Source organism: Tumidithrix helvetica PCC 7403, assembly GCF_965232925.1.
Classification (GTDB): domain Bacteria; phylum Cyanobacteriota; class Cyanobacteriia; order Pseudanabaenales; family Pseudanabaenaceae; genus Tumidithrix; species Tumidithrix helvetica.
This window is the reverse complement of sequence record NZ_CBDDRA010000001.1, coordinates 24,532-49,093: the sequence shown is the minus strand read 5'-3', so window position 1 is coordinate 49,093 and position 24,562 is coordinate 24,532. Positions and strand designations below refer to the sequence as shown.

The following is a 24,562-nucleotide window of genomic DNA, read 5'->3' as shown; positions in this document are numbered from 1 at the left end:
TGTGGAGATAAATATAGGAATCCTAAAGGGCTTTCAGTTCTTACTGCATTCAAAAACAATTAAGGATCGCTATAGGCGCGATCCTTAATTGTTTGTAGCTAAGACTTTATGCTCAGCTGTTGAATGAGCGTTTGAATCAGCTCTTGTTCTCGGTAAGGTTCGCAGAAATAAGCCGCAGCCCCAAGATTCATCGCCTGTTGACGATGCGTTTCGTTACTACTTGAAGTCAAGAAAATCACAGGCAAGTGACTCAAAGCTTCATTAGCCTTGAGCTTTGATAGCATTTCGTATCCATCAATGTGAGGCATCTCAATATCAGAGACGATCGCGTTAACGCGTATCCCACTTCGGATTTTCATCAGAGCATCATCACCATCTTTTGCCTGCTCAGTTTTAAAACCCGCTTTTTCTATTGCCAACACTAAATTACGTCGCGTGTTGCTCGAATCATCAACAATCAAAATTACATCGTCAGAATCAGAAGGATTGCCAACATTAGAGGGGTTTGCAGTTCTCTTTTGAGATGGAGACTGTGGAGAATAGACCATGGAGGGGACTCCCATACGATTGGCTTTTAGCCACTGGAGCGAAATTTCAGCAGGCGATAACAGCACGACTGGTTGACCATTTCCAAGAATTAAACATCCTGAGAAAGCATCTGGCAAAGAGATATCTCCCTCAATAGCATGTAAGTGCGCGTCTTGTTTCCCCCAACAAGCGTCAACAGGAATTGCCATAAACTCTTGCTCGTGCTGCAAAATCAGCATCGAAGGCGCTGAATTTACAGGCTTATAATCATGTTGCTTAGCATTTAAATGACAATTTAGCTTGAGGCGATCGCTCAAACGTACAACAGGAACTTCCCGATCTTGCCAAATAAATATACTCTCTTCCTCTTTAGACAAAATGTCCTCAGGTGTAAAGGGAATTATTGCTTGAACTGCATTACAAGGCGTTGCCAAGAACATTTGATCGACTTCGATTAATAAAATTTCGATCCTAGGAGACTTGCGGGGCAATGCGATCGTAAACTTTGTTCCTTCTCCTGATTTAGAAGCAACGGAAATATCAGCACCGATTTGATGGAGATTTGCCCGAACCACATCCATACCCACACCACGCCCAGACAAAGCACTGACTCGATCTGCCGTACTAAAACCCGGTTCAAAGATAAAAGAAATTAACTTTGCCTCACTTACCTGCGTAAGTGGCGATGGGTCAACGCCTTCTTTTAATGCAGTTTGCTGAGCTTTAGTACGAATCTTTTCGATGTCAATACCTCCACCATCATCACGAACTGTAATCAAGATTCTTCCTGCGGATTGACTCGCAGTAATCTCAATATTGCCACGCTCTTGCTTACCTCGGGCTCTACGTGTCGCCATATCTTCAATGCCATGATCGAAAGCGTTACGAATTAAATGCTGGAGTGGATCGACTAAAGCATCAGCGATCGCACGTTCGATGAGTGTTTCCCCGCCTTTGATACTAAGTTCTACCTGTTTGCCATACTGTAAAGACAAATTGTGTAGAATTTTCGGAAACCGACTCACTAAATCTGAGAAGGGTTGTATCTTGGCATAGTTAATGCTAGTCACCAATTGACTAAATTCATGCCCAACACTAGCTGATTCTTGTTCGGCTTCCAATAGGGTTAGATGAATTCCTTCTGAAGTTTCCTCAAGTTGGCTAATTGCTTCCGTAACGGACTGTGCCAAGGCAAGTAACTGACTCGAGCGATCGCGGAGTGGTGTTTTTGTGTAATTAAGGCGTATTACAGAAGTAGAAACACCACCTCCATTCGACTCTCGATATGTTGATTCATTCAGTAGGTTCTCTTTGTTTTTGGCATCTAGTTGATTAATAGCTTGGCTATAGATTGCATGAAGCTCATCTTGCGAGTCATCTAAATTGCGAATATTACGCTGTAGAGCCCGAGACAGTTCTTTTAAACGGGACAACTGCATATCTAGATTGCTTTTACTGATTACAAGTCCATCAGCAAGTCGAGAGAGATTTTCTAGCTGACTTACTGGCAATCTGACATTCGTGCTTTTGGGATAAATTGATACTCCATAAGAAGTTGGTTCGGTTATATTCCCAGACAGATCGATATCTTTGGCTAAATTTATATCTTCAAAGGCATCATAGTTCGCATCAATGACTGCATCAATAGCTTCGGGAGCTATATCCGTATGGAAGGTTAAAGCCACTTCAGGTTTAGCGATCGCTAATTCTTCTACTCGATCTGATTCAGGATGTGTTTGGTCTAAAGGAACTTGAACCTCATTCTCAGTAAGTTTCGGTTGATAAATCTCGGAACTAGAAAGATTGTCCTCAAGGGATTGGTAGCTGGTCTGAGCAAGCGTGGATACAGTAATAGGCTCAGAAGGCAGTGAAGATGACTCGGAATTCCAATCCACCAAGAAATTCCCACCATTCTGAGGAATATCAGCACGGTCGAGCATTCGATCTAGCCCATCCCAGAACGCTTCATCCATTTCAATCAAGTCGGGCTCAATCAAGTCAGGATCTATCAGGCTAGATATCGGTGTCTGTCCTAAACTGTCATCAAATGTTTGCGATCCTGTGTTAGGAATTGCTGACTTACTTCCAGGAAAAGTATCAAGGCTCCTCAAGAATCCAGAATTAGAGGTCGTGCCCTTATCCTGCTGGAAATCTTCCTCAGAGGTTTCATGGGTAAAAATCTCTGATATTTCTACTTCATTGTCGAGAAACATCTCTTGATAGTGAGTAATTTGTCCCACGTCAATCAAATCGCGATCGATCGCATCTTTTTCCAGCAAAGCTTCTTCGCGATAATTCTCAGCCTCCACATCTGCTAAAGCAGTTACAGGTGATGCAATCTGCTCTTCATCTGAATATTCAGGAGGAAATTCCTCAACGAGATTTTCTTCTAAAGATGGATCCGATGAGAATATTTCATTCTCTTCATAACATATTTTTGGCTCTCGATCGGAGTCAGCAACAACAACTTCAATTCTTTCTGGTCTGCATTCAATAATTCCTGCTTCTGCTGATTTAGTTTCTATCGCCTCATCTGCTACAGATTCAACTTCTTGAGGAGATTCATTTCTATGATCGGCGATCGTGATTCGATCTTCAGAAAAGGGATCGGAAACATTGGCGTACAACAAGCTCGAATCCTCGTTAGTTTCAACCGTGGAATGCATTGCATCAAACAAATCGACCGAATTCCTCAATTGTTCTAGATCGAATGGGCTCCGTTCCTCCTCCACCCACAATTCCACTTGGCTCATATCCTCTTCTGATATAAACTCCTCTGATGAAGCAATTAAAATTACTGTTTCTTCCTCATCATAAAATTCTTCTGGTTCCATAATAGTTGGATCCATAGTTGCTGGTTGTGCGATTTCTCTGTCAATTGTTTTTGCTACTGGAACTTTAACCTCAGTGGGATCGAGCCATGTAATTAGATCGGTCTCAAAAAGCTCTTCGCTCTTTTCATGGATGTAGGGTCGATCGATGTTATCTAAATCAGTGAATTCTGGTTCTATGCTGCTAGGAATTGATTCTGATTTACCGATCAGGACTAAAGCTTGCGATCGCCGCCATGCAGACAAAGCCACTTGAGAAAGCATAGGAATAGAATGCTTACCTGCATTGATATGCTGTGAAACAGATTCACACAGTTGGACGAAATTCTCTAATGCTAGCATTTTGCCTATAGCGGCTAGATCGGTGGCTATGCTTAAAAGCTCATCATCCAAACGATATAGGGTTGCTGGGGACGCAAGCAAAGCCTCCAGATTTTCTAAATGGCTCTCGACTTCGGTTTCAAAGATTAATGCAGAAATGTCAACGAATTCTTCAACAACATTTTCAGGCTGAGCCTCCGCAAACTCTTGCAGTTTTTGCTGGAGCCGATCGAAGACAAGATCGATATGTTCTGCTAGCCAAGCCCGATCTACTGACTCCCCTTGACGATTGAGCGCCACAATTTGATGCAATTGCTCGATACCTTGTAAAAATAGCGTGTGAATCTCTTGCGTTAACTTAGGTCGGGCAAAGTCCAGTAACTTTAGAGCATCTTCAAGGCGGTGAGCTGCACTACTCAAACTATCAAGCTGCATCAAGGATGCTCCTCCTTTTAGAGAGTGCGCCGATCGCAGCATACTATCAATTGTTTCTCTAAAATCTAGGGCTTGGGTCTCTAGTCCTGCCAGATTATCTTCAATCGCAAACAGATGTTCTTGTGCTTCCTTAAGCAAAATCTGTCTTACCTCAAATTCAGCATTATTCATAGGGAATCACCATTTGCCTTTAGGCGTGTTTTCAATCGGAGACTGCCCCACGCCTAACATTTTTTGTGCTTAGCTAACCTTAAACCTGTCTACAGATTTTTGTAATTGCTCTGCCAACTTCACAGATGTTTGCAGAGACTTAGATACCTTGGTTGATGAGGTTACCGTTCGTCCAGACACCTGGGAAATATCTTTCATCAAGTTAGCGATGCACTCTGAAGTAAGAGCTTGCGAACCTGTGGCATCAGAAATAGAGCTAACCAGCTCGTCAATCTGTTGCGAAACAGCCGTAATTTGCTGCAAACTTTTTTGAGCATCTTCAACTAGTTGAGTTCCCTCAGTAACTTGGCTTGTGCCCAATTCCATTGCATTCATCACCTCGCTCGTTTCAACTTGAATGCTACCAATCAACTGCTCGACCTCTCTGATCGCTGCCGCAGATCTAGCCGCAAGTGTCCCCACTTCCTCAGCGACGAGAGCAAAGCCTTGACCATGCTCACCCGCTCGCGCAGCTTCAAGACTGGCATTGATCGACAGAAAGTTGGTCTGTACGGCAATTTCATTAATCAGCGATACCACTTTGGCAATTTGCTGAGATGATTCACCCAAACGCTTCACTTTTTTGGCTGTTGCTGTTACCGTCGATCGCAGGTTTAAAATCCCTTGCATGGTCAAATCGATCGCTTGGTTTCCTGCTTGGATGCTGTTAGAAGCATAATTGGCAACTTCCGTAGCTTGATTGCTGTTCCGAACAACCGTTTGAACGGACATATTCATCAGTTGGACGGAGTTCAAGGTGCGTGAAATTTGCTCAGCTTGTTTGATCGCCTCACCCGATAGCTGGGTTATCGCATGTTGATTGTGCCCCAACGATTGGTTTACTTGGGCAGCAGCGGTTTTGACTTGACTGACAATTTGCCTGAGATTTGCAATGACACCATTAAAGAAAGTAGAGATCTCTGCCATATCTCCTTCAACCATGCCCGCAGAAACAGTTAAATCTCCTTTTGAAAGATCCTTTACCTCAGCAACCATTTGCATTAATTGCTTGTGGAAAAGTTCTTTCTCTTGGCGATGCTGAACGATTTCAGCTTCTTTTCGCGCCATATGAGATTGCACCTTATTCACCATGGCACCGATCGACTCATCGGAGACATCTAGATGGGTCTCATCAATTTTGGCTAGCTGTACTAGGGTCTTGAAGAGTCGTAAAACCTGATGTTGAAGTCGCTCGTTATCTTTATGCTGATTTTTGAGAATGGTCTGAAACTCCTCAGTCATTTTGTTGATGCTAAGGGATAGCTCAGCTAATTCATCATCCCCAGTCACAATCAAGCGCGTTCTCAGTTTACCCTTCGAAATTTGATCGATCGCACCATTGATGTTTTTAAGGCGAGTGCTGAGTTGGTTTGAGAGTGCGTAGGCGATCGTACCTACAAGTAAAGGCGTCAAACCAATGCCAATCGCTGCTACCAGCAGCAGCATTTGATTGGCAGCCAAGACATTGTTTTTATCCGTGCTGGTTAACACGTCCCAGTCTAAGGCTGTAGCTGCGAGTTTTGGTACGGGTGCATAGGCAAGCAACCTAGAATTACGTTCGTTGGTAATCGTTTCTTTCGACTGACGATCTGCCCTCAGATCTGCCAAATTTGTAAAATCTGCGGTGGCATCTGTCCCCGTTCGAGCTGACTCCGTACTCACCACATACTTACCCGTAGTATCGACCACCGAAAAATTACTAACTCCAGAGCCTTTCAGGTTTTCTAGTAAATTCTTGATCGGCATCCGAGCTTGCAAAATTGTGCTCACTTTTTGTGTGGTCGGATCTTTAATGGGAACAGCAAAAGCGAGCGCATATTCCTGCTCGGTCAAAATAGGCTTACTAATTAAGAGGCTATTTGCCGCTAGGACTTGTTTGAGAAAGTCTTTATCGATCGTGTGGGGCGTGGGTGTACCTGCCGACTGAGCCAGTAAATTACCTGTAAGATCGAAAACCGCAATACTGTCAAAGTTTACATTAGCCTGTTTGTAGAGGCTGAGTCGATTGGTTAACGCATCTTTAATCGCTTGTTTTTGTTGGGCAGGCGTTAGGGGCTTGGCAGGTGGGGTTTTATTGACTTCTCCTGAGACAAATAGGGTGCTGAGCAGGCTGACGTTTTCATATTGTTTCAACATAAAGCGACTGAGCGTATCAGCAAGACTGGCTGCCTCAACTGCTTTAGTTTGCTTAACCTGCGCGATAAAATTTGCACTACCAGACTGATAGGTTGAGATGCCGATCGCGATCGCTGGGATCGTTGCCAGAGCGATCGCCCAAGCCGTAATTTTTAGCTTAATCGAGGAAAATTTAATTGGAGGAGATGGTTCCTCAGCAGGTTCAGCCATATCATCCAAGGCTATTGCTTTGTTAACGCCTTTGTTAACACCTTTGTCAACGCCTTTGTTAACGCCGTTGCGATCGGGTTGATGGGCAATCTCTTGGATTTTGACTGAAAGATTGGACGAATCCGCCGCAGATGACTGGGTATTACTCTTATTTTTCTTGTTTTGATCGAGCTGACTTTGAGGGGGCTGGCTAGACAGGTTACTTTTGCTCTGCTCGCTCTGCCGATCTTGTTTTGTTTGCTGATCTTTAAACAGTTTTGGGGTAGGCGTATTGGGTTTAAGAGGTTGTTTCATTAGAGGCGGCATAGGTGGAGGAACCGAGAGCACTTGCGTATTTAATCCCACATCCACAGGAACAGAGTTTGCATTTTTAGTAACACTTTCTGAGGAAGTCGTCATGGTATTTATTTTCTGTCCGTTTGTCTTAGGGTTGATGGCAGCACCCATATCAGCAAGCACCTTTACTTGGTTATTACTCGGAAGATTTCCCAGAGTAGCTTTTATTACGGTTGTTCGATCGGATGTTTGCTCTACTTTTGCTGTGGTTGCCTTTGCGATCGTAGTTTGATCGTCTGAAGATTGTTTTTGAATTTGTGTTAGAGAAGTCTGCGCGAGTTCGAGCAGGCTAGGGTCATCGGTTAAGGTAAGTACTTGCTGATACTGAACCTTGGCATACTCAATTTTGCCTGCTTTACGAAAAGTAGCACCTAACCAAATATGTAGTTTGGGATTGCGCGGATCCTCATACAGTAACTGTGAAAACTGGCGCATGGCTTCCTCATACCGTTCTTCTGCATATGCTTGTAAAGCCTCCCGAAACTGTGTCGTCATCATGACAACCCCCTCATAACTAACGATTTAGTGCTTTTATGGATGCGTCAATCTTAAGAAGTAGGGTTATGTCTCACTGCCTTCCTACATATAGTAAAACCTAAACGGGATAAATCCTCTAGCGCCATTTTGCTGTATTTGTAAACTAGTGCTATGATCGTAGCTAACTTGTTGTTTTTATTGTATAAAAATTGAACAAATTAATCTTAATAATTGGCTGCGATTGGCAGCTAAACATCAAGTTAGATGAAAGAAGGCAATCCGATCCTGCACTTTCTTGGGATGATGCCTGCGAGGGGCCCAGTATAATCTGATCGACCTGATAACTATCAGGGTTGTGACTATACTTTTGGGTTTCTACTCTGTAAGCCCATCTAGCTATTCTACAGTCAACAGCCTAGGTCGATCGCTTCTCTCTAGTGAGAAGGCAAGAATTTTTAAATTTTAATAGACAGCAACTGCTCTTAAACGCTCTTTTCTCAGCGTCAAAATTTTAGCGTCTTGTAGTTTTTGTCATCCTCAGTTCGCAATTACATTGCATACCTCACCTTGTGATGTAGTTGTGCCTTTTAACCTGTGATGTCAATACCATGCAAACTTTTTAGCTCTAGGTAAAACCCTGAGTCAATAAACTTTGCCTGTCAAACTGCTGCGAAATGCTCTAACCTCACTCAGCAAATATCGCTGGATGAGCGGATGCTGAAATTGAGTTGTGTCAAAGGGTTTGCCTCTATGCCAATGTCCAAAATTTTACTTGAGCTATTTTTTTAGAGGGTCACCAACCATGAAGCGCGCACAACTATTGCACCAAACCGTCAAACACATCGACATCAAGGCTCATGACGTAGTCGGTTTAGTCGATGCCATGGCACAAACAGCTTTTCAAGGCAGAAATTTGGGTCGTGCAGCTCAAATCTACGACCAGATGATTCAAGACAAAGATTGCGCGATCATTCTTTGTTTGGCTGGTTCTCTATTTAGTGCTGGTCTGAAAGGGGTTGTTGTCGATTTGATCGAAAACAATATGGTAGACATGATCGTGTCTACGGGCGCAAACATCGTCGATCAAGATTTCTTTGAAGCCTTAGGATTTCATCATTACGTTGGCGATATTCTTGCCAATGATGAGGTTTTGCGCGAAGAACGCATCGATCGCATCTACGACACCTACATTGATGAAGATCAGCTGCGGATTTGCGACATGACGATCGCTGAAATTGCTGAAACTCTTCCCCATCGTCCGCACTCTTCTCGCGAGTTTATCTATGAAATGGGTGCCTATCTAGATAAAAACGCCAAGAACCGTCATTCTGTCGTGTTGGCTGCTTACGAACATCAAGTCCCAATCTTTGTGCCTGCCTTTAGCGATTGCTCGGCTGGCTTTGGCTTGGTGCACCATCAGTGGTACTCTCCTGAGTCCCATGTCACGATTGACTCTGTGCGCGATTTCCGCGAACTTACCCAATGCAAGCTCGCTTCACCCCATACGGGTTTGATGATGATCGGTGGTGGCGTTCCTAAAAACTTTGCCCAAGACACAGTCGTTGCTGCTGAGCTACTTGGTTTTGAGGCTGCCATGCATAAATATGCAGTTCAAGTTACCGTGGCAGACGAACGCGATGGCGCATTGTCTGGCTCAACCCTACGGGAAGCCCATTCTTGGGGCAAGGTCGATATCGCCACCGAACAGATGGTATTTGCCGAAGCAACCCTTGCTGTGCCCTTGATCGCTGGCTATGCCTATGGCAAGCGTAATTGGTGCGATCGCGCCCCTCGTCAACTCGCACAGTTGTTTAACAAGACTGTCCCCAGCCCAGTTTTGGCAACAGTTGGAGTATAAGCGCGATTGGTTTGGGCGTTCGTTAACGCGATAAACCAGTTGAGCGAATCTGTTTCAGAAAGCTGCGAAAAGTGTGCGGTAGTCTGGGCGTTTCGCCCAGACTACCGCAATTTTGTTTGATCCAGATTGACAGCAAGATTGAAGATCGGTTAGTTTTTTGGTTAAGGATTAGTTAAGAGCTAATTTAGCTATGATTAAATCCCAAATATGTAGAGTTGGAGATTGCGTAAGGGTAAAGTACCCTTACTACAAGGGTGTGTATGGGTATATCCATGCAAGGGAAGAGTCAGGGCGTTGGTTGGTTAAGTTGATGGAAGATAGAACAAATAGCGCTGTCGAAACAATTTTGATCTCCTTAGAGGAACATGAATTTGAACGGGTTGAGGCTTCAATAGAACCAATAGATTAATCGCAAGCACGAGCAAGAGGGACGACAATGGACGAAGAATTTGAATTTGAAGCACCTAAACCCCAAGAATCTCAGCGAGATAAATTGGATTTTCTGTTCCCATCTCGTCGCTACCTTGGTTATTGCACACCTGAAAATTTGGTGTTTGATGCAAACTTGCAAGAATTTTCACAACGAGTTGGTTACATTACCGCCTTAGAAACAGGTGGTAAAATTTCACCCCATGAAGCATTTCAGCAGCTCGAGGCTTTATGGCAGCAACTCAAAACTTCAAAAGAGAATCTGTTAGGTGTGGGAGATGAATAAGAGCTAGGGAATTTCTAAGTATGATGAAGGTAATCTTGCTTCAATCGCCCTTTTTATGCAGCTAGAACCTAATCAACGCACAAAATTAGACACTTCGGATGATGCGCTATTTTATGAATATCCCCGCTTTGTTACCCATGTTGACAATGGCTTTATTCAACAACTAACCAATTTGTATCGCGATCGCTTAACCCCTCAGACGCGGATTCTCGATCTGATGAGCAGTTGGGTGTCGCACTTGCCCGATGATTTGGAATTTGCCCATGTGGAAGGGCATGGTTTAAACCAAGAGGAATTGGCACGAAATCCTCGCCTCGATCGCTACTTTGTCCAAGATCTCAACCAAAATCCTCAACTTCCCTTGGCGGATGGGAGCTTTGATGCGGTGCTCAATACCGTCTCGGTGCAGTATCTCCAATATCCCGAGGCAATCTTTGCGGAAATCCATCGCATTCTCAAACCTGGTGGGATCGCGATCGTCAGCTTCTCCAATCGCATGTTTTACCAAAAGGCAATTCAAGCTTGGCGCGATGGTTCCGATGCCAGTCATTTACAGTTGGTAAAAAGTTATTTTGCCTCCGTGCCCCAAGGATTTACCAAGCCAGAGGCGATCGTCCAAACAACCCAGATGCCAGGCTTTCTATCATGGCTAAATGCAGGCAATAGCGATCCGTTTTACGCGCTGATCTCCACACGCTGTTAGGATAGAGCCATTAGCAGTTAGCTGTCAGCTTTTTTGTATAACAATCCTATGTGATACATAAGAGATTCTTTGTTCTGCCTAGACTTGTAGGGGCAATTCATGAATTGCCCCTACGCACTCATTTAGGATTGCTATAGCATGGCAGTTGCCTATAAATTCCCATGGATAGAATTCCCACAATATTGATGGTTTTTAAAGAGAGATTTCGCTTGCTTAGCTTTGCTTTGGGGGCGATCGCTTTACTATTTAGCTTGGTACTCGCAAGTTGTAGCGCACCCGTCCAAGATGGCAAAATTCATCTCACGTTTTGGCAGGGGGTAAATCCGCCCACCAATCGCGAGGTGGTGAATAAACTGGTCGATCGCTTTAACCAGAGCCAAAACCAAATTTTTGTGGAGTCGGTGTATGCAGGACAGCCCGATCAGCAAATTCCCAAGATTTTATCGGCTGTGGTCGGCAATGCCACCCCAGATTTGCTGTGGTATTCCCCTATGATTACAGGGCGACTGGTAGAACTCGATGCCATTCGCCCTGTGGATGACCTGTTGAAGCGATCGCCTATGGCAAGCGAACTCGACCCAGGACTGCTACCGACGATGCAGTATAGAGATCGGTTGTGGTCTGTGCCGTTTGGAGTGAATAATATCGGCATTTACTATCGTCCCAGTTTGTTTGAGGCGGCGGGCATCAAAAAATTACCCGAAACTTGGGATGAGTTGCGCCAAGTTGCCCAACAGCTAACCCGCGACACTGATGGGGATGGTCGCATCGATCGCCACGGCATCTTTTTACCCCTCGGCAAGGGTGAGTTTACGGTGTTTATCTGGACGCCCTTTTTATGGAGTGCGGGTGGCAATTTGGTTAAGGGCGATCTGCCGCAGTTAAATACCCCCGAAGCAACTACAGCGCTGAAACTTTGGGATGACTTGGTGAAATCAAATGCAGCAATTTTGTCTCAGCCCGAGCGCGGTTATGAAGAAGACAACTTTATCGCGGGGAAAGTTGCCATGCAGATCAGCGGCTCTTGGGCGCTGCGGTTTATGACCAAAAAGAAAATTGATTTTGGCGTGATGCCGATTCCACGCGATCGCATCGTGGCAACTACCATTGGTGGAGAGAATCTGTTTTTGTTTAAAAGCTCTCCCGAACGCGAAGCAGCCGCATGGAAATTTGCCGAGTTTGTCATGAGCGAAGCATTTCAGACAGAATGGGCAAGCCAGACAGGCTATTTACCGACCAACCTCAAATCGCAGAAGAGTGCGGAATATGCCAAATATATCGAGCAACAACCAGAGGTAAGTATCTTTTTGCAACAAATGTCGGCGGGGCGCACCCGTCCTCTCTCACCCGACTATCCGCGTATTTCTGAGAGCGTGGGCAGAGCGATCGAGGCAACGCTGTTACAAAAGAGTACCCCAGAGGAAGCCTTGGCAAAGGCTCAGCGAAATTTAGATTTGGTTTTGGGTAAAGGGTAATTAACCCGAACTGAGGTTAGCTACAGCCCATTCCCAATCAGGACGAAAGCAGACCAGTAATAGGGATGGTTGAAGTTAATCTCTCCCTGCTTTACCGATCTGCGAATCATGCTGAGCTGTGCCTCTCTGAGCGAAGTTGACATGCTGGTATTTCCCTTTTGCAAATTGCTATACAGCGCTTCCATTAACAACTGCGTGCCGCCATCGGATACCGTCCAGAGAGAAGCGATCGAAGCCTTTGCCCCCGCACGCTGTACCTGATAGCCAAAACCGAGAATTTCCGCACCATTGCCTAAGCTGCCTACACCTGTCTCGCAGGCACTGAGAACGACTAAATCGGCATCCTTGAGCTGCCAGTCATTAATCTCGGCTAGGGTGACTTTGCTGCCATCGCCAAACAACACGTAGGAATCTAAGGGGCTGCCCGATATAAACTTAGCATGGGTGGCGATGTGGACGATCGCATTACCAGAAACTTTTACTTTGCTGGCTTGGGCTGTGAAGTCCTGCTCGATGAGCTTGGTCGTATTTGGGAATGAAGTTTGAATGTTTTCGACTTCGGGAATGGTGGCAGGCAATCCGTCAACTCCAAATCGGTTTTCTCCTTTTTTACCACCAAATGCACCTGCAAAGATACGAATGTTGGATTGAGGTTTGCTATCTGGATCGAAGAGGCTATAGGCAATCAGGTTATCGATGCGATATTTCTCTACTAACCACTGTTTGCCATCATAAAGTGCAGCAAGGGGAATGTAGCGCAGGATTCCGTCAGGGGCATAGAGAATGGTGGTAGCGTTGGCTTGTTTGAGATCGGCTTCGATGGGTTTGATCAGAATGTCGTAGAGTTTGGGGCTAGAGTTTTTGATGTCTAGGGAAGTGTAGTCTCGCAAGTCAGCGCGAACATCTGTAACGAGTTTCTCTAGATCGGCTTTTTTGATGGGAACGGTGCGGTTGATGGGGAAGGTATTGGCGGAGAAGACGATCAGTTCCAAACGATCTTCGAGAATCAGGGGATAGAGTAGGACAGCTCCTTTTGGTAGCTTTTGTAAGTAGTCAGGAACTTTGTTGATTTCTGATTTTGGCAGTTGCTGAATCTGGCTGGCAAGTTGGCGGTTGAGTTCTGGAATCTTTTCATAGCTGAGAGCTGATAGCTGTTCGCTCATCGCTTTCTCTGGCGCTAAAAGTTCGACTCCCTTTGCCGTGCGATCGTTTCCTTTGACATTTTTGAGATAGTCTTCGAGTTCTTGGATTTTGAGCAAGTCGAGAACTTGTAATGCTTCAGTGACTCGCCCTTGTTGGAGTAGGAGATCGACGAGACTACGATAGCTAACAGAGACGGTTTCTAAATAAGATTTTTGCTCCGATTTATCGAGTTTGCGAATATCTTTGCGAATGGACTCCCATACTTTGACGGATTGTTTGTAAAAGAGAATGGCAAGATCTGGTTGTTTTTGGGTTGCCAAGACAGAGCCGATATTGTTGAGCGCTTTGCCTTCGCCTTCTCTATCCTTGATTTCCCGCGTGATCGCTAAGCTTTGCAGTTGGTACTCGATCGCTTTGTCGTACTTGCCGAGGTATATGTAAGCGTTTCCCAGATTTCCAAGCACTGCGCCTTCAACCAGTCTGTCTTTGATTTCCCGCGTGATCGCTAAGCTTTGCAGTTGGTACTCGATCGCTTTGTCGTACTTGCCGAGGTTTCGGTAAGCAATTCCCAGATTTGCCAGTGACTGTTCCTCACCCTTCCTATCTTTGATTTCCTGCGCGATCGCTAATCTTTGCAGTTGGTACTCGATCGCTTTGTCGTACTTGCCGAGAGCATCGTAAGCAATTCCGAGATTTCCCAGCGTTGTACCCTCACCCAGTCTGTTTTTGATTTCCCGCGCGATCGCTAAGCTTTGCAGTTGGTACTCGATCGCTTTGTCGTACTTACCCAGATAAAAGTAAGTGAGTCCCAGACCTCCCAGCGCTGCGCCCTCACCCAGTCTGTCTTTGATTTCCCGCGCGATCGCTAATCTTTGCAGTTGGTACTCGATGGCTTTGTCATACTTGCCGAGGTTTCGGTAAGCAATTCCCAGATTTCCCAGCGACTGTCCCTCACCCAGTCTGTCTTTGATTTCCCGCGCGATCGCTAAGCTTTGCAGTTGGTACTCGATCGCTTTGTCGTACTTGCCGAGGTCATCGTAAGCGTTTCCCAGATTTCCCAGCGACTGTCCCTCACCCAGTCTGTCTTTGATTTCCCGCGCGATCGCTAATCTTTGCAGTTGGTACTCGATCGCTTTGTCGTACTTGCCGAGGGCATTGTAAGCAATTCCCAGATTTCCCAGCGACTGTCCCTCACCCAGTCTGTCTTTGATTTCCCGCGCGATCGCTAAGCTTTGCAGTTGGTACTCGATCGCTTTGTCGTACCTGCCGAGGGAATAGTAAGCGTTTCCCAGATTTCCTAGCGCTGTACCCTCACTCTTTTTGTCTTTTAGTTCCTGCGCAATCGCTAAGGCTTGCTCTGCGTACTCGATGGCTTTGTCGTACTTGCCGAGGGCTTGGTATACGTTTCCCAGATTTCCCAGCGCATAGCTTTCTCCCTGACGGTTGCCGATCGCTCGGTAAATCTGTAATGCTTGCTGCCATGATTGAAATGCTGCCTCAAACTGACTGATGTAAGCTTGCTGAATCCCTTGCTGCAACAGCCGATCTGCCTCTGCCTGACGATTTAGTAGTGTCGTTTGGGCAGAAGCAGGCCCTAGTAATTCCCTAAGCGATTCATTCAATGCTAAAACTAGCTTGCGCTCTTGTGTTGTTTGGGCAGAAGCAGGTTCTAGGGGATAGAGGGTAGAGACTTGGCTGAAAGAGAGAGATAGCGCGATCGCAGTAACACCAATTAATTTCAGACGAGAGCGCATCGTACAAGCCTCCTAGGGCAATGTGTCACACATCTCAAAATCTACCACGCCTGCACTTTCAATAGCACGCTATTTTCGCCTAAGTTTTAGATAGCGACAGGTGTGGGTCTGTAGCCCCAAAGCACAAAGCACCACTCAAATTTGAGATGCAAGATTTCACAACACACCCGACTCAAGCTGCTCTAGATAGATAAACTCAGGAGCCTTCACTCCTGCCTCTGCTCTGATTTTAATCAGTTCGGGCGACTCAAAAAATGCCTTTGCTGCCGCAATGGATGTCCATTCCGAGAAATGGACAATTTTATTGGGTTCGTTCTCATATTTCAAAACTTGATAAGAACGTTCGCCAGCCTGCTTTCTGATACCTGAAGCCGCATCAAAGATTTTCTTCCAAGCTGCATAATTCTCGACTTCATGAATAATCAACACATACTGCATAACGACTTCTCAATATCTAAACAACTCAATCAACGCTGCGACAGATTTGGGATTTGGTACCTCCTGTATCATCAGTTCGGGATAAGAAAACCTGAAATTCTCGATCTAAACGACAAGAAGTCTATGCTCCGTATGAAGTATTAGAGGTACTGGCGCAAAGTCGAAGTAATCATCGAATAGATACTCGACTTTTGTAAGGAGTCCACCTTCGTGAACAAAATCATAAATTATTTCAAGAGGATCGTTTATCATTTTTCTAGTTGTGCGATCGCTATATTCAACTCAGTTTCTGGATACAAACTGAGATCGAGGAAATTGCCTTTGACTTCCACGCCATTGACTTGCATCGAGCTAACCCCTGAGTTTTTGCCGAGGGGATTTTTGACATGTAGATGCAGGGTCTTGCCGCGAAACTTGCGTTGGGCGCGAAACTCTTGCCAACCAGAGGGGATATGAGGATCGATCGCCATGCCAGTCAACGTAGGTTGGAAGCCGATGATGAAGTCGATACCGATGCGCAGCATCCATACCGCCGTGCCAGTCAGCCATGAGTGGCTCGCTTGCCCTTGGGTGGGATGATCTGGGCTGGTGACATACTCGGCATAAACGTAGGGTTCGACTTCATAGCGATCCAGATCTTTTGAGGAATTTAACGGCATCATGCGCTGATAAATCTCAAAGCCAAAATCGACATCCCCATTCAGTAAAGAAGCGAGTACGAACCAAGAGGAAGCGTGATTAAATATGGCTCCATTCTCTTTTTTGCCGGGGACACAGCGACTGATCAAGCCGACATTATCCTCAACTTCCGTATAGGAAGGAAAGACAATCTGCATTCCATAGGGTTTGGCGAGATATTTTTGACAGGAGGCAAGGGCGCGATCGCCTCTTTCCTTAGGAGCTAGACCCGAGATCACAGACCATGATTGCGCGTTGAGAAAGATTTTGCCTTGGGTATGCGCCGAGATTCCAATCGGTTCGCCATTGTCTCGAAATGCCCGTAAGTACCATTCGCCATCCCAACAGATATCATTTACGCTCTGACCGATCTGCTCGTACACTGTTTGGAAGCGCAAACGGGTCTCGCGATCGCCACGCAGTTCCAAAAGTGGGAAAGTTTTCTTGAGCGCATAGCCTAAAAAGAAAGCCCCCCAAGTTGTTTCTCCTTTTCCCTGCGGGCCCACATAATCGAGCGTGTCATTCCAATCACCCGTCATGATCTTGGGCATCCCATGTTCGCCTAAATTTGCAATCGCGTAATCCAAAGCACGAATGGTATGTTCGTAGACTGTTCCGCCAGCATCACCTTCAGAATCATCATGATAGGCAACCACTTCATCTAAGATTGAGAAATCTGCCGTCTCGTTCAAATATTCCACAATCCCAAAGGGAATCCATAGGGGGGTGTCGGAATGGTTGGTGCGTTCGCCTGTATTCGTGAGCTTAAAGAAATTATGCAGGGTCGAACCATTTTGAAATTGAAAGCGCAGGGCGTTGAGCAACCGACTGCGCACGCGTTCGGGATCGACCATGACCACGCCGAGAATATCTTGGAACTGATCCCTTAAACCCGTACCAAATAGCAGACCACCGTGATAGTAACCCGCATTCCTTGCCATATCAAAGGTAACGGCGGCTTGATACTGATTCCATACATTCAACATCAGATCGAAGTTGCGATCGGGCGTACTGACCTGCACTGCGGATAAATGCCGATCCCACTTCTGTTTGAGCTGTGCAAATTGGCGATCGATCTGCTCCAAATCCGCCAGATTTTGTCCTTCTTTTTGCAGAGGGCTAGGATCGCCTTTAGGCGAAATTGCCAAAATGACAGCAAAGTTACTGGTTCCATTGGCTGGAAGTTCTAATTTTGACTGCAAAGCGGCGATCGGATCGCCTGCGTTAATCTCCGTATTCTGCATGACCCCTGTGGCGATCGCTTCAGGATTTGCTTCCGATCGCCAACGTCCGATGAAGGTATCCAAGCTGCTGTCAAACCCTGTAATGGGGAGGGTTTGCGTAAAATAGATCTGATATTTCCAATCAATATTGGGCTGTTTTACAGATACACCTTTATTTAGCACCCAGTAACGCCGCGTTGCTACCAAGGCTTGCAGGTTGGCATCGAAATGAATATCTGTGAAATGCTTGTCGTTGGGTTGATTGATCAGGTCGTTCAACGCATTTCCCATCAACAGTTCTGTGAAGGTGTAAATCTCTAAGTTGCGATCGCTTCCACTCAAGTCTGTAAGTGTAATTCGCCAAATCTCGGCATTCGCATCTGTCGGTACGAAGTAGGTGATTTCACCCCTGATTCCATAGATCTCGGTAATAATCGTCGTATAGCCTTGTCCGTGATGGCATTCGTACTTGTCATAGTTGAGATCGATGGTGGGAGCCCAACTCAGCGACCAGTAATTTCCCGTAGAAACATCCTTAACGATCGCATAGCGACCGGGGCGATCCCAAGGCAGGCTGTTATAGCGCATACGATTAATGCGATTGTCACGCGGCGAATCTAAGAAGCTGAATCCACCTCCTGTATGCGAAACCAACCCCGTATAGTGCCCGTTCCACATATAGTTAAACCAAGGGCGAGGGGTTCTAGGATTTGTGATTACAAACTCGCGATAGTCCTCGGTGTAGTAGCCGTATTGATTGGTAATGCGATCGGTGGTGGTCATCTCTCGTAAAAAAATAGGATAAGATCGTGCGACAATCTCCGTAGATTAACCGAATTTGCGACTTTTTAAAACGGTATAAATTGTAGAAGCTTTTCGAGGTAGAGCTGATGAGTGTGACTCTAGATCGAAAAATCTCAGAGAACTCTTTCCAAAACACACTTGAGCAAAACCACGATCGATGGGTAAAAACCTCATGGGATGATTTTCTGACCAGTTTGCAATGTCTTAAGAACTGCTGCCATATCATGACTCAACAGTGCATTTACATTGAGCCATAACCCTGTAAATTCTCGACTACAGAGCATTCCATTGACATCGGGTTCTAAGTTCTGATATTCGCCATTTTCTAAAACAAACCAATCGATTTGTTGATCTAATGTCCGCTCCTTCAATGAGTTCGGCTTTTTTGATGTTTGATGCGGCATACCGACGTTCAAATTCATCTCGATCTAAGCGATCGCCATTTTCGAGAATGGTCAAATGGGATAGAGAGTTCGCGATCGCCATAGCTATTCCTGCCCAAGCTTTTAGGTGTTTTAGAAGCGAATTGCGTAGAAACTAAAGCATAACATATGCCATTTAAGGCGCGATCTACAAAACTGTTTACCAAAAGCTCAAGAGCAAGCGGATCGCCCAGCGATCGCGCTTCTCCAAAGCAATTACCAAATTACATGACAATCATAGTTTTGAAAAACTGGGTCTCGACTAATTAATGCTGCATTTTCAACTTTAGATTGAGCGATCAGAAGTCGATCGAATGGATCTTTATGATGAAACGGTAAATTTCTTAATTCCAGAATATGGGGAAATGTTACAGATACTAGAACGATATTATTCTGCTCCTGTTGAATCCTGAGCATAAGTTCTAAGTCATCTCTGAGGGTTAGTTTTCCTAACTGAATTTTGATTTGCATTTCCCATAGGCTGACTACACTGACGAACAGTTCGTAGCTGGGATCTTGGAGTAATATCAGCGTATCACTAGGAATCTTTTCTGGTTCGCTATGCCACCACATAAAGGTGTGGGTATCCAATAGTAATTTCATGCTTCGCCAAGCCAAAATTCATCGGGTAGCGGATCGTCAAAGTCATCGGTGAATAGGCAAGAGCCTAGACCGAGTCCGGGCGATCGCAGCTTTTTGAGTGGTGTAACTTGAGGTTCTTTTTTAACCTTTCTTTCTACCCATTGCAATAGCTGTGTAGCTAGTTGAATTTGCTCCTGAAGATCCAGATTTTTAGCTTCGGATAAGAGATCTTGTAAAGTCATATAATTTCCCTCTCTGACGAGATACTAGGCTATTTTCTCAACCGTTTCACAAATTCATATAGCTCGCTTAGATCGTCTTCTTTTATCTTGCTAATTTCTGCATAGATTAGTTCTTTAAGAGTCATGCCAATCTTTCCTCAAATCCTCTTTCTGAAAGTATAACTTTTTAGAGAGCACTAGCAATTTCTCTCACAACAATTTCGTTTATGGGCTTATAATGCCTGAAATGCGCTATAACTCGCCATGACTCAAGAGCCAGAATCGAAAGAAGCAAAATCTAAGTCCGACAAGCAAAGTACTACCAGTAGTGCGCCTAGTACCGAGAAGAAATTTGTGCAGCGATCGCTTCAGGCAATTGCGCGATGGTCACCTTTAGGGGGAACAAGTTTTGCTTTTGGCTCGTTTTTGCTCAAGCAAGAATGGGCTACGGCTTTGGCGCTATTTCCTGTAACGGCAATCTCAGGGGTTTGGGCAACGTACAGCAAAAATTTTATCGAGCGATTGAGTGAAATTTATGCTGAGCGTGGCAAGAAGGATGCTGAAGGCTTTGTAGCGAATATGGATCGCTGGAATCAGTCTTTTACTCAAGCTTGGAGCGAGTGGAGTAAATGGCAGTTTTCAGGTTTTGAGGCAAAGTATCTGCAATGTCAGCGTTGGGACTGTCACGAAGATTATGCCGTTGGGCTAAAGGAAGAAGAAGATCTGCCTCAGAGCAATCCATTATTGCAAGAAGTGTTTGTACCGTTACAACTTTCGACAGATTCGATGGAAGCAGGTTACGAATTTCGGCAACGTGGTGAAGAGTACCCAGTGATGCAGATCTGGGATTTGCTGCGGCTTGTCAAACAAAAAGATAACTATCGTCAAATTGTGATTCGGGCTTGGGGTGGCTATGGCAAATCAACACTGTTAAAGCATCTAGCCTATACTTACAGCGTTCGAGGATATGGCAAATATCGAGCGCCAAAATTCATTCCATTTTTGTTGTATTTAGCAGATTGTCGAAAAGAAATCATCAAAGAAAATCCGCCAAATTTGCCAGAATTATTAACTTCCTATCATTTCAAAAGATTACCAAAATTGTCACAGGCTAAGGGGTTGGAGGCTCCACCCAACTGGGCGCTAAATTTGCTCAATCAAGGTGATGCGTTGGTGCTGTTTGATGGATTTGATGAAGTACCACCCTCTGAGAGAACAAAGGTAAGTGAGTGGCTGAGTTGGGAAATGCAGCAATATCGCAAGTCTGTTTTTATATTGACTTCGCGCCCAACCGCCTACAAAGAGGATGATGTAGCGAGGAAACCTTCAGCTAGTTTTTGGATTCAGGATTTTAATCGAGAACAGCGCAAAGAATTTGTGGAACAGTGGTATCTATGCCAAGAACGTCATGCAAGAGCGGAACGCAATACGCCAGATGTGGGACAAAAAGCGAAAGAAAGAGCAGCTTCTTTGTTAGCACAAATTGAAGCACGTCCAGAACTCAATGATATTGCGGGTAATGTGCTGTTGCTAAACATGATGGCGCGTTTTCATCGGGATAAGCAGGGAGCAGAGTTGCCCCAGCGCAGAGTGGAGTTATATCAGGATATTTGCGAGATGCAATTGGGACGGCGACCAAAAGCAAAGGGAGTTACTTTACTGCTAAATTCCATCAGCCAACGTCAGGGAGTATTGCAAAATTTGGCTTTGAGGATGATGGTTCGGGTAGCAAAAAATATTAACGATAAAGAAGGATTTAAACAAATCCAACGGAATAGCTTATTACAACTGATCGAAATGTCTTTATCCAAAATCGATCCCGATGTGGATTCGGAAGAGTTTTTGACACAAATGGAACAGGTAAGCGAACTGTTAGTAAAAAGAGATGGAAGTATCTATCAGTTTTCGCACCTCAGTTTTCAAGAGTTTTTGGCGGCTGCGGAAATTGTACGCTTAAAGGAAGAGGGTGAAAGGTTGATTTTTAAATGCTTAGGCGTCAGTACATGGAAAGATCTAATTTTGTTTTATGCTAGCCTAGTCAATCCAACTAGAATTATTCAAGAGGCGATTAATCGCAATCAGACAGATTTAGCATATCAAATCTATCGCCAAACAGATAAACGATTAAATCTGTTACCTGCGGAAAGGAAAGCACTACAGGGTCTCAAAGAACCTGTAAAAACTTCGCGATATCAAAAGTTAGAAGAACATCTCAAGACGAAGCAATGGTTCGAAGCAGACCAAGAAATCTATCGCTTGATGATTACGGCGGCGGGTAAGGACGAGGGACAGTGGTTTGAGCCAGTGGACTTGCAGGAGTTTCCCTGTGATGAGCTATTGGCAATCGATCGCCTTTGGGTGCAGTACAGCAACGGGCTTTATGGCTTTAGCGTCCAAAAGCAAATTTATGTAGAATGTGGTGGTAAGCTAGATTTTAGTTATCCAAGTGAAAAGGCTTGGGATCAGTTTTGCGATCGCATAGCGTGGAAAAGCGAGGGTAAATGGGTGAACTATCCTCAGCCATTTTTAGATAATAATTTCATAAATAATAAGGGACATCTCCCCTTTATTTTTAAGCTGTATTTTTTTAAGAGTTATGAGGTTGGACTTCTTTTCTCGCATCGAGACTTGTGAAGTATAATCCATAAGGCTTTTACACTTCTATTTGCTACGATATAATCAATGCGAATTGAGATCCCCGACTTTTTCTTTGTAGGCATAGATAACTTTTTTCATTCCCACAAAAAGTCGGGGATCTGTGCCGACGCGGCATTTGTCGCTCACCTCTATCCCATGAGAATTGAACTAGCATAACCTCAGTTCGAGATAAGAAAAGCTGAAATCCTTTATCTGAGCTATTGATGCCGTAAATGCCAAATTCTCCCAAAAAAATCCTATTTATCCAGAAAATCAGGGCAGGCACGGGGGCGCTGCCCCTACGAATTGTGGTAGGGGCGATGCCCCCGTGCTCGCCCTGAACGCTTGTACACCCTATGTTTCGTTCTCAATACCTTATCCTGAATTCACGTTAGCATAGATTTTTGGAGATCTGGCGAGCGAGTTTTCCCATAGGATAGTTGGATAACTCCGCGATCGCAACCCAATCTAAGCAGGGGTGTTTGCACAATTTCTCTGATGATTCTCTAAACGGAAAAAGATAGGCATGAAGCGTCACTCGAAAATGGGTGTAGGCATGTTTGTAGGTTCCAAACAAATTGGGAACATAGGTTCCCACAGGAAATTCCTTCGCAAATGCAGTCACGAATTCAGAGCCAAATTCAGTACTAAATTCAGTCAAGAGAAATTGGTGTAGGAACTTTGGCAGGTTTGCGCCTTCGCGGCGGGACGCGTCCTGTAAGGAATCGCCAGTCAAATTCTCATCCACATAGCAACAGGGAAACTCCCACAATCCACCCAGCAAGCCTTTCTCCTGTCGCTTAGTCAGCAAGACCTTCGATCCAGATTCAGTTTCTTGCAGAATAATCGCTGCCACAGCCGATCGCTGAGGAATCTGTTTGTGGGGTTTCGGTACGGGGCGATCGCTTTGAATGCCCAACCCATAGGCTTGACAATCCGATCGCAGCGGACAGAGTTCGCATTGAGGATGGCGCGGCGTGCAGATCGTCGCACCCAAATCCATCCAAGCTTGGTTGTAGTCCCCTGCGCGTCCAGAGGGAAGATGCGTTCTTGCCAGTTCCCAAAGGATGCGATCGCCTTGGGAAGAGCCTAAAGGTTCCACCACATTAAACAGCCTAGAGAGCACCCGCCGAATATTGCCATCCAGCGTTGGTTCGTCACAAGCAAAGCAAATGGAAGCGATCGCGCCAGCGGTGTATCTGCCAATCCCCGACAATTTCCGCAGGTCTTGCAGGTTATTGGGAAGTTGACCGCCATAATCCCGAACGACTTGTTTGGCAGCTTGATGTAAATTTCTGGCACGACTGTAATAGCCCAAACCCTCCCAGAGTTTCAAAACATCCTGTAAAGAAGCCGCAGCCAGATCGGCGATCGTGGGGAATTGTGCCAACCAGCGATCGTAGTAGGGAATTACTGTGTCAACGCGGGTTTGTTGCAGCATAATCTCTGATACCCAGACCGCATAGGGGTCGGGATGATCGCGCCAAGGTAGCTGGCGGCGATGTTGGTCGTACCAATGTAACAAGCGATCGGCAATTGTCAATGTCATGCGATCGGAAAAATCATTCGAGTAGGTGGCTTGTTCAGTAGAATTATGAATGCTTGTGCGTTTTCATATAGCAATCCTATTCGATCTGCGAGAGATTCTTTTCTCAGCGTAAATGAGTAGGGGCAATTCATGAATTGCCCCTACTCATCTAGGATTGCTATAGGCTCAAATTTAATCCTAACCCCTTAAGATATGACCACTGACAAAGAAGTTGTCCGCAATTATTTCAATACCGTTGGCTTTGACCGCTGGCGACGCATCTATGCCGATGAATCCGTCAAAGTCAATAAAGTACAACTAGATATTCGCACAGGACACCAGCAGACCGTAGACTACGTGCTGCAATGGTTTAAAAAAGACGGCAACTACAGCCAAATCAGCGTTTGCGATGCGGGTTGTGGGGTTGGCAGTTTAAGCCTGCCCCTCGCCGCCGCAGGGGCAAAGGTATATGCCAGCGATATTTCCAAGCAAATGATTGCCGAGGCAAAAACACGCGCTACCGATCCTGAAAACCCAGTATTTACGGTCAGCGATTTAGAGAGTCTATCGGGTGAATACGATACGGTGATTTGTCTGGATGTGCTGATTCACTATCCGATCGAGCAAGCCGAGTCGATGATTAAACACTTGGCATCCATGGCAAAATCCCGCTTAATTCTCAGTTTTGCGCCAAAAAATGCCTATTACTCCCTACTCAAAAAAGTGGGCGAACTATTCCCCGGCCCCAGCAAAACCACCCGCGCTTATCTCCATGCTGAGTCTGATATCAAACGCTTATTGGCGGATAATGGATTTCAGGTAAAGCGTAAAGAACTAACCTGCACGCAGTTTTACTTTTCGCGTTTGTTAGAAGGCGTTCGCAATTAACGAAGCTAA

Annotated in this window: 15 protein-coding genes; 6 read left to right on the top strand and 9 right to left on the bottom strand. The window is 45.2% G+C overall.

Annotated elements, in window-relative coordinates; all coding sequences use genetic code 11:
- Positions 1 to 98 precede the first annotated feature (98 nt).
- Positions 99 to 4,286, bottom strand: a complete 4,188-nt coding sequence (locus ACP2WE_RS00185; RefSeq protein ID WP_425213602.1) for a hybrid sensor histidine kinase/response regulator — start codon at positions 4,284 to 4,286, stop codon at positions 99 to 101.
- A 69-nt stretch (positions 4,287 to 4,355) separates the two neighbouring features.
- Entirely contained in the window at positions 4,356 to 7,505 is a 3,150-nt protein-coding gene (locus ACP2WE_RS00180) for a methyl-accepting chemotaxis protein (protein WP_425213601.1), read from the bottom strand.
- Positions 7,506 to 8,286: 781 nt separating this feature from the next.
- Here ACP2WE_RS00180 and ACP2WE_RS00175 point away from each other — a divergent pair.
- From ACP2WE_RS00175 to ACP2WE_RS00160, 4 genes are all read left to right on the top strand, one after another.
- Positions 8,287 to 9,342, top strand: coding sequence for a 1,9-bis(guanidino)-5-aza-nonane synthase (locus tag ACP2WE_RS00175; protein WP_425213600.1), 1,056 nt, complete (start codon positions 8,287 to 8,289; stop codon positions 9,340 to 9,342).
- Between the two features lie 436 nt (positions 9,343 to 9,778).
- The gene (locus ACP2WE_RS00170; protein ID WP_425213599.1) at positions 9,779 to 10,057 is read left to right on the top strand and encodes a DUF7219 family protein; all 279 of its coding nucleotides are present in this window, start codon (positions 9,779 to 9,781) and stop codon (positions 10,055 to 10,057) included.
- 55 nt (positions 10,058 to 10,112) lie between these two features.
- Complete coding sequence (locus tag ACP2WE_RS00165; RefSeq protein ID WP_425213598.1) at positions 10,113 to 10,760, top strand: class I SAM-dependent methyltransferase; 648 nt, start codon at positions 10,113 to 10,115, stop codon at positions 10,758 to 10,760.
- Between the two features lie 161 nt (positions 10,761 to 10,921).
- Complete coding sequence (locus tag ACP2WE_RS00160) at positions 10,922 to 12,235, top strand: ABC transporter substrate-binding protein (protein ID WP_425213597.1); 1,314 nt, start codon at positions 10,922 to 10,924, stop codon at positions 12,233 to 12,235.
- Positions 12,236 to 12,255: 20 nt separating this feature from the next.
- On the opposite strand, the gene ACP2WE_RS00155 is transcribed toward ACP2WE_RS00160, so the two are convergent.
- The 6 genes from ACP2WE_RS00155 to ACP2WE_RS00130 form a co-directional block, all read right to left on the bottom strand.
- Positions 12,256 to 15,132 (bottom strand): CHAT domain-containing protein, encoded by a 2,877-nt coding sequence (locus tag ACP2WE_RS00155; RefSeq protein WP_425213596.1) that lies wholly within the window; start codon positions 15,130 to 15,132, stop codon positions 12,256 to 12,258.
- 156 nt (positions 15,133 to 15,288) lie between these two features.
- Positions 15,289 to 15,570, bottom strand: coding sequence for an antibiotic biosynthesis monooxygenase (locus ACP2WE_RS00150; RefSeq protein ID WP_425213595.1), 282 nt, complete (start codon positions 15,568 to 15,570; stop codon positions 15,289 to 15,291).
- Between the two features lie 248 nt (positions 15,571 to 15,818).
- Complete coding sequence (locus ACP2WE_RS00145) at positions 15,819 to 18,254, bottom strand: glycoside hydrolase family 94 protein (protein WP_425213594.1); 2,436 nt, start codon at positions 18,252 to 18,254, stop codon at positions 15,819 to 15,821.
- Between the two features lie 191 nt (positions 18,255 to 18,445).
- Positions 18,446 to 18,646, bottom strand: a complete 201-nt coding sequence (locus ACP2WE_RS00140) for a hypothetical protein (protein ID WP_425213593.1) — start codon at positions 18,644 to 18,646, stop codon at positions 18,446 to 18,448.
- A gap of 267 nt (positions 18,647 to 18,913) precedes the next feature.
- Positions 18,914 to 19,300 (bottom strand): type II toxin-antitoxin system VapC family toxin, encoded by a 387-nt coding sequence (locus tag ACP2WE_RS00135; RefSeq protein WP_425213592.1) that lies wholly within the window; start codon positions 19,298 to 19,300, stop codon positions 18,914 to 18,916.
- Entirely contained in the window at positions 19,297 to 19,521 is a 225-nt protein-coding gene (locus ACP2WE_RS00130) for a hypothetical protein (protein ID WP_425213591.1), read from the bottom strand. Before ACP2WE_RS00130 ends, ACP2WE_RS00135 begins: the two co-directional genes overlap by 4 nt.
- A gap of 243 nt (positions 19,522 to 19,764) precedes the next feature.
- Between ACP2WE_RS00130 and ACP2WE_RS00125 the strand changes: the two genes are divergently transcribed.
- Complete coding sequence (locus ACP2WE_RS00125; protein WP_425213590.1) at positions 19,765 to 22,134, top strand: GUN4 domain-containing protein; 2,370 nt, start codon at positions 19,765 to 19,767, stop codon at positions 22,132 to 22,134.
- A gap of 394 nt (positions 22,135 to 22,528) precedes the next feature.
- Here the strand turns inward: ACP2WE_RS00125 and mutY are convergent, their stop codons facing one another.
- Positions 22,529 to 23,686: an A/G-specific adenine glycosylase gene (gene mutY, locus ACP2WE_RS00120; protein ID WP_425213589.1), complete on the bottom strand. Its 1,158-nt coding sequence runs from the start codon at positions 23,684 to 23,686 to the stop codon at positions 22,529 to 22,531.
- Positions 23,687 to 23,878: 192 nt separating this feature from the next.
- On the opposite strand from mutY, the gene bchM reads away from it, so the two are divergent.
- The gene (bchM, locus tag ACP2WE_RS00115) at positions 23,879 to 24,553 is read left to right on the top strand and encodes a magnesium protoporphyrin IX methyltransferase (RefSeq protein WP_425213588.1); all 675 of its coding nucleotides are present in this window, start codon (positions 23,879 to 23,881) and stop codon (positions 24,551 to 24,553) included.
- The last annotated feature ends 9 nt before the right edge of the window (positions 24,554 to 24,562 follow it).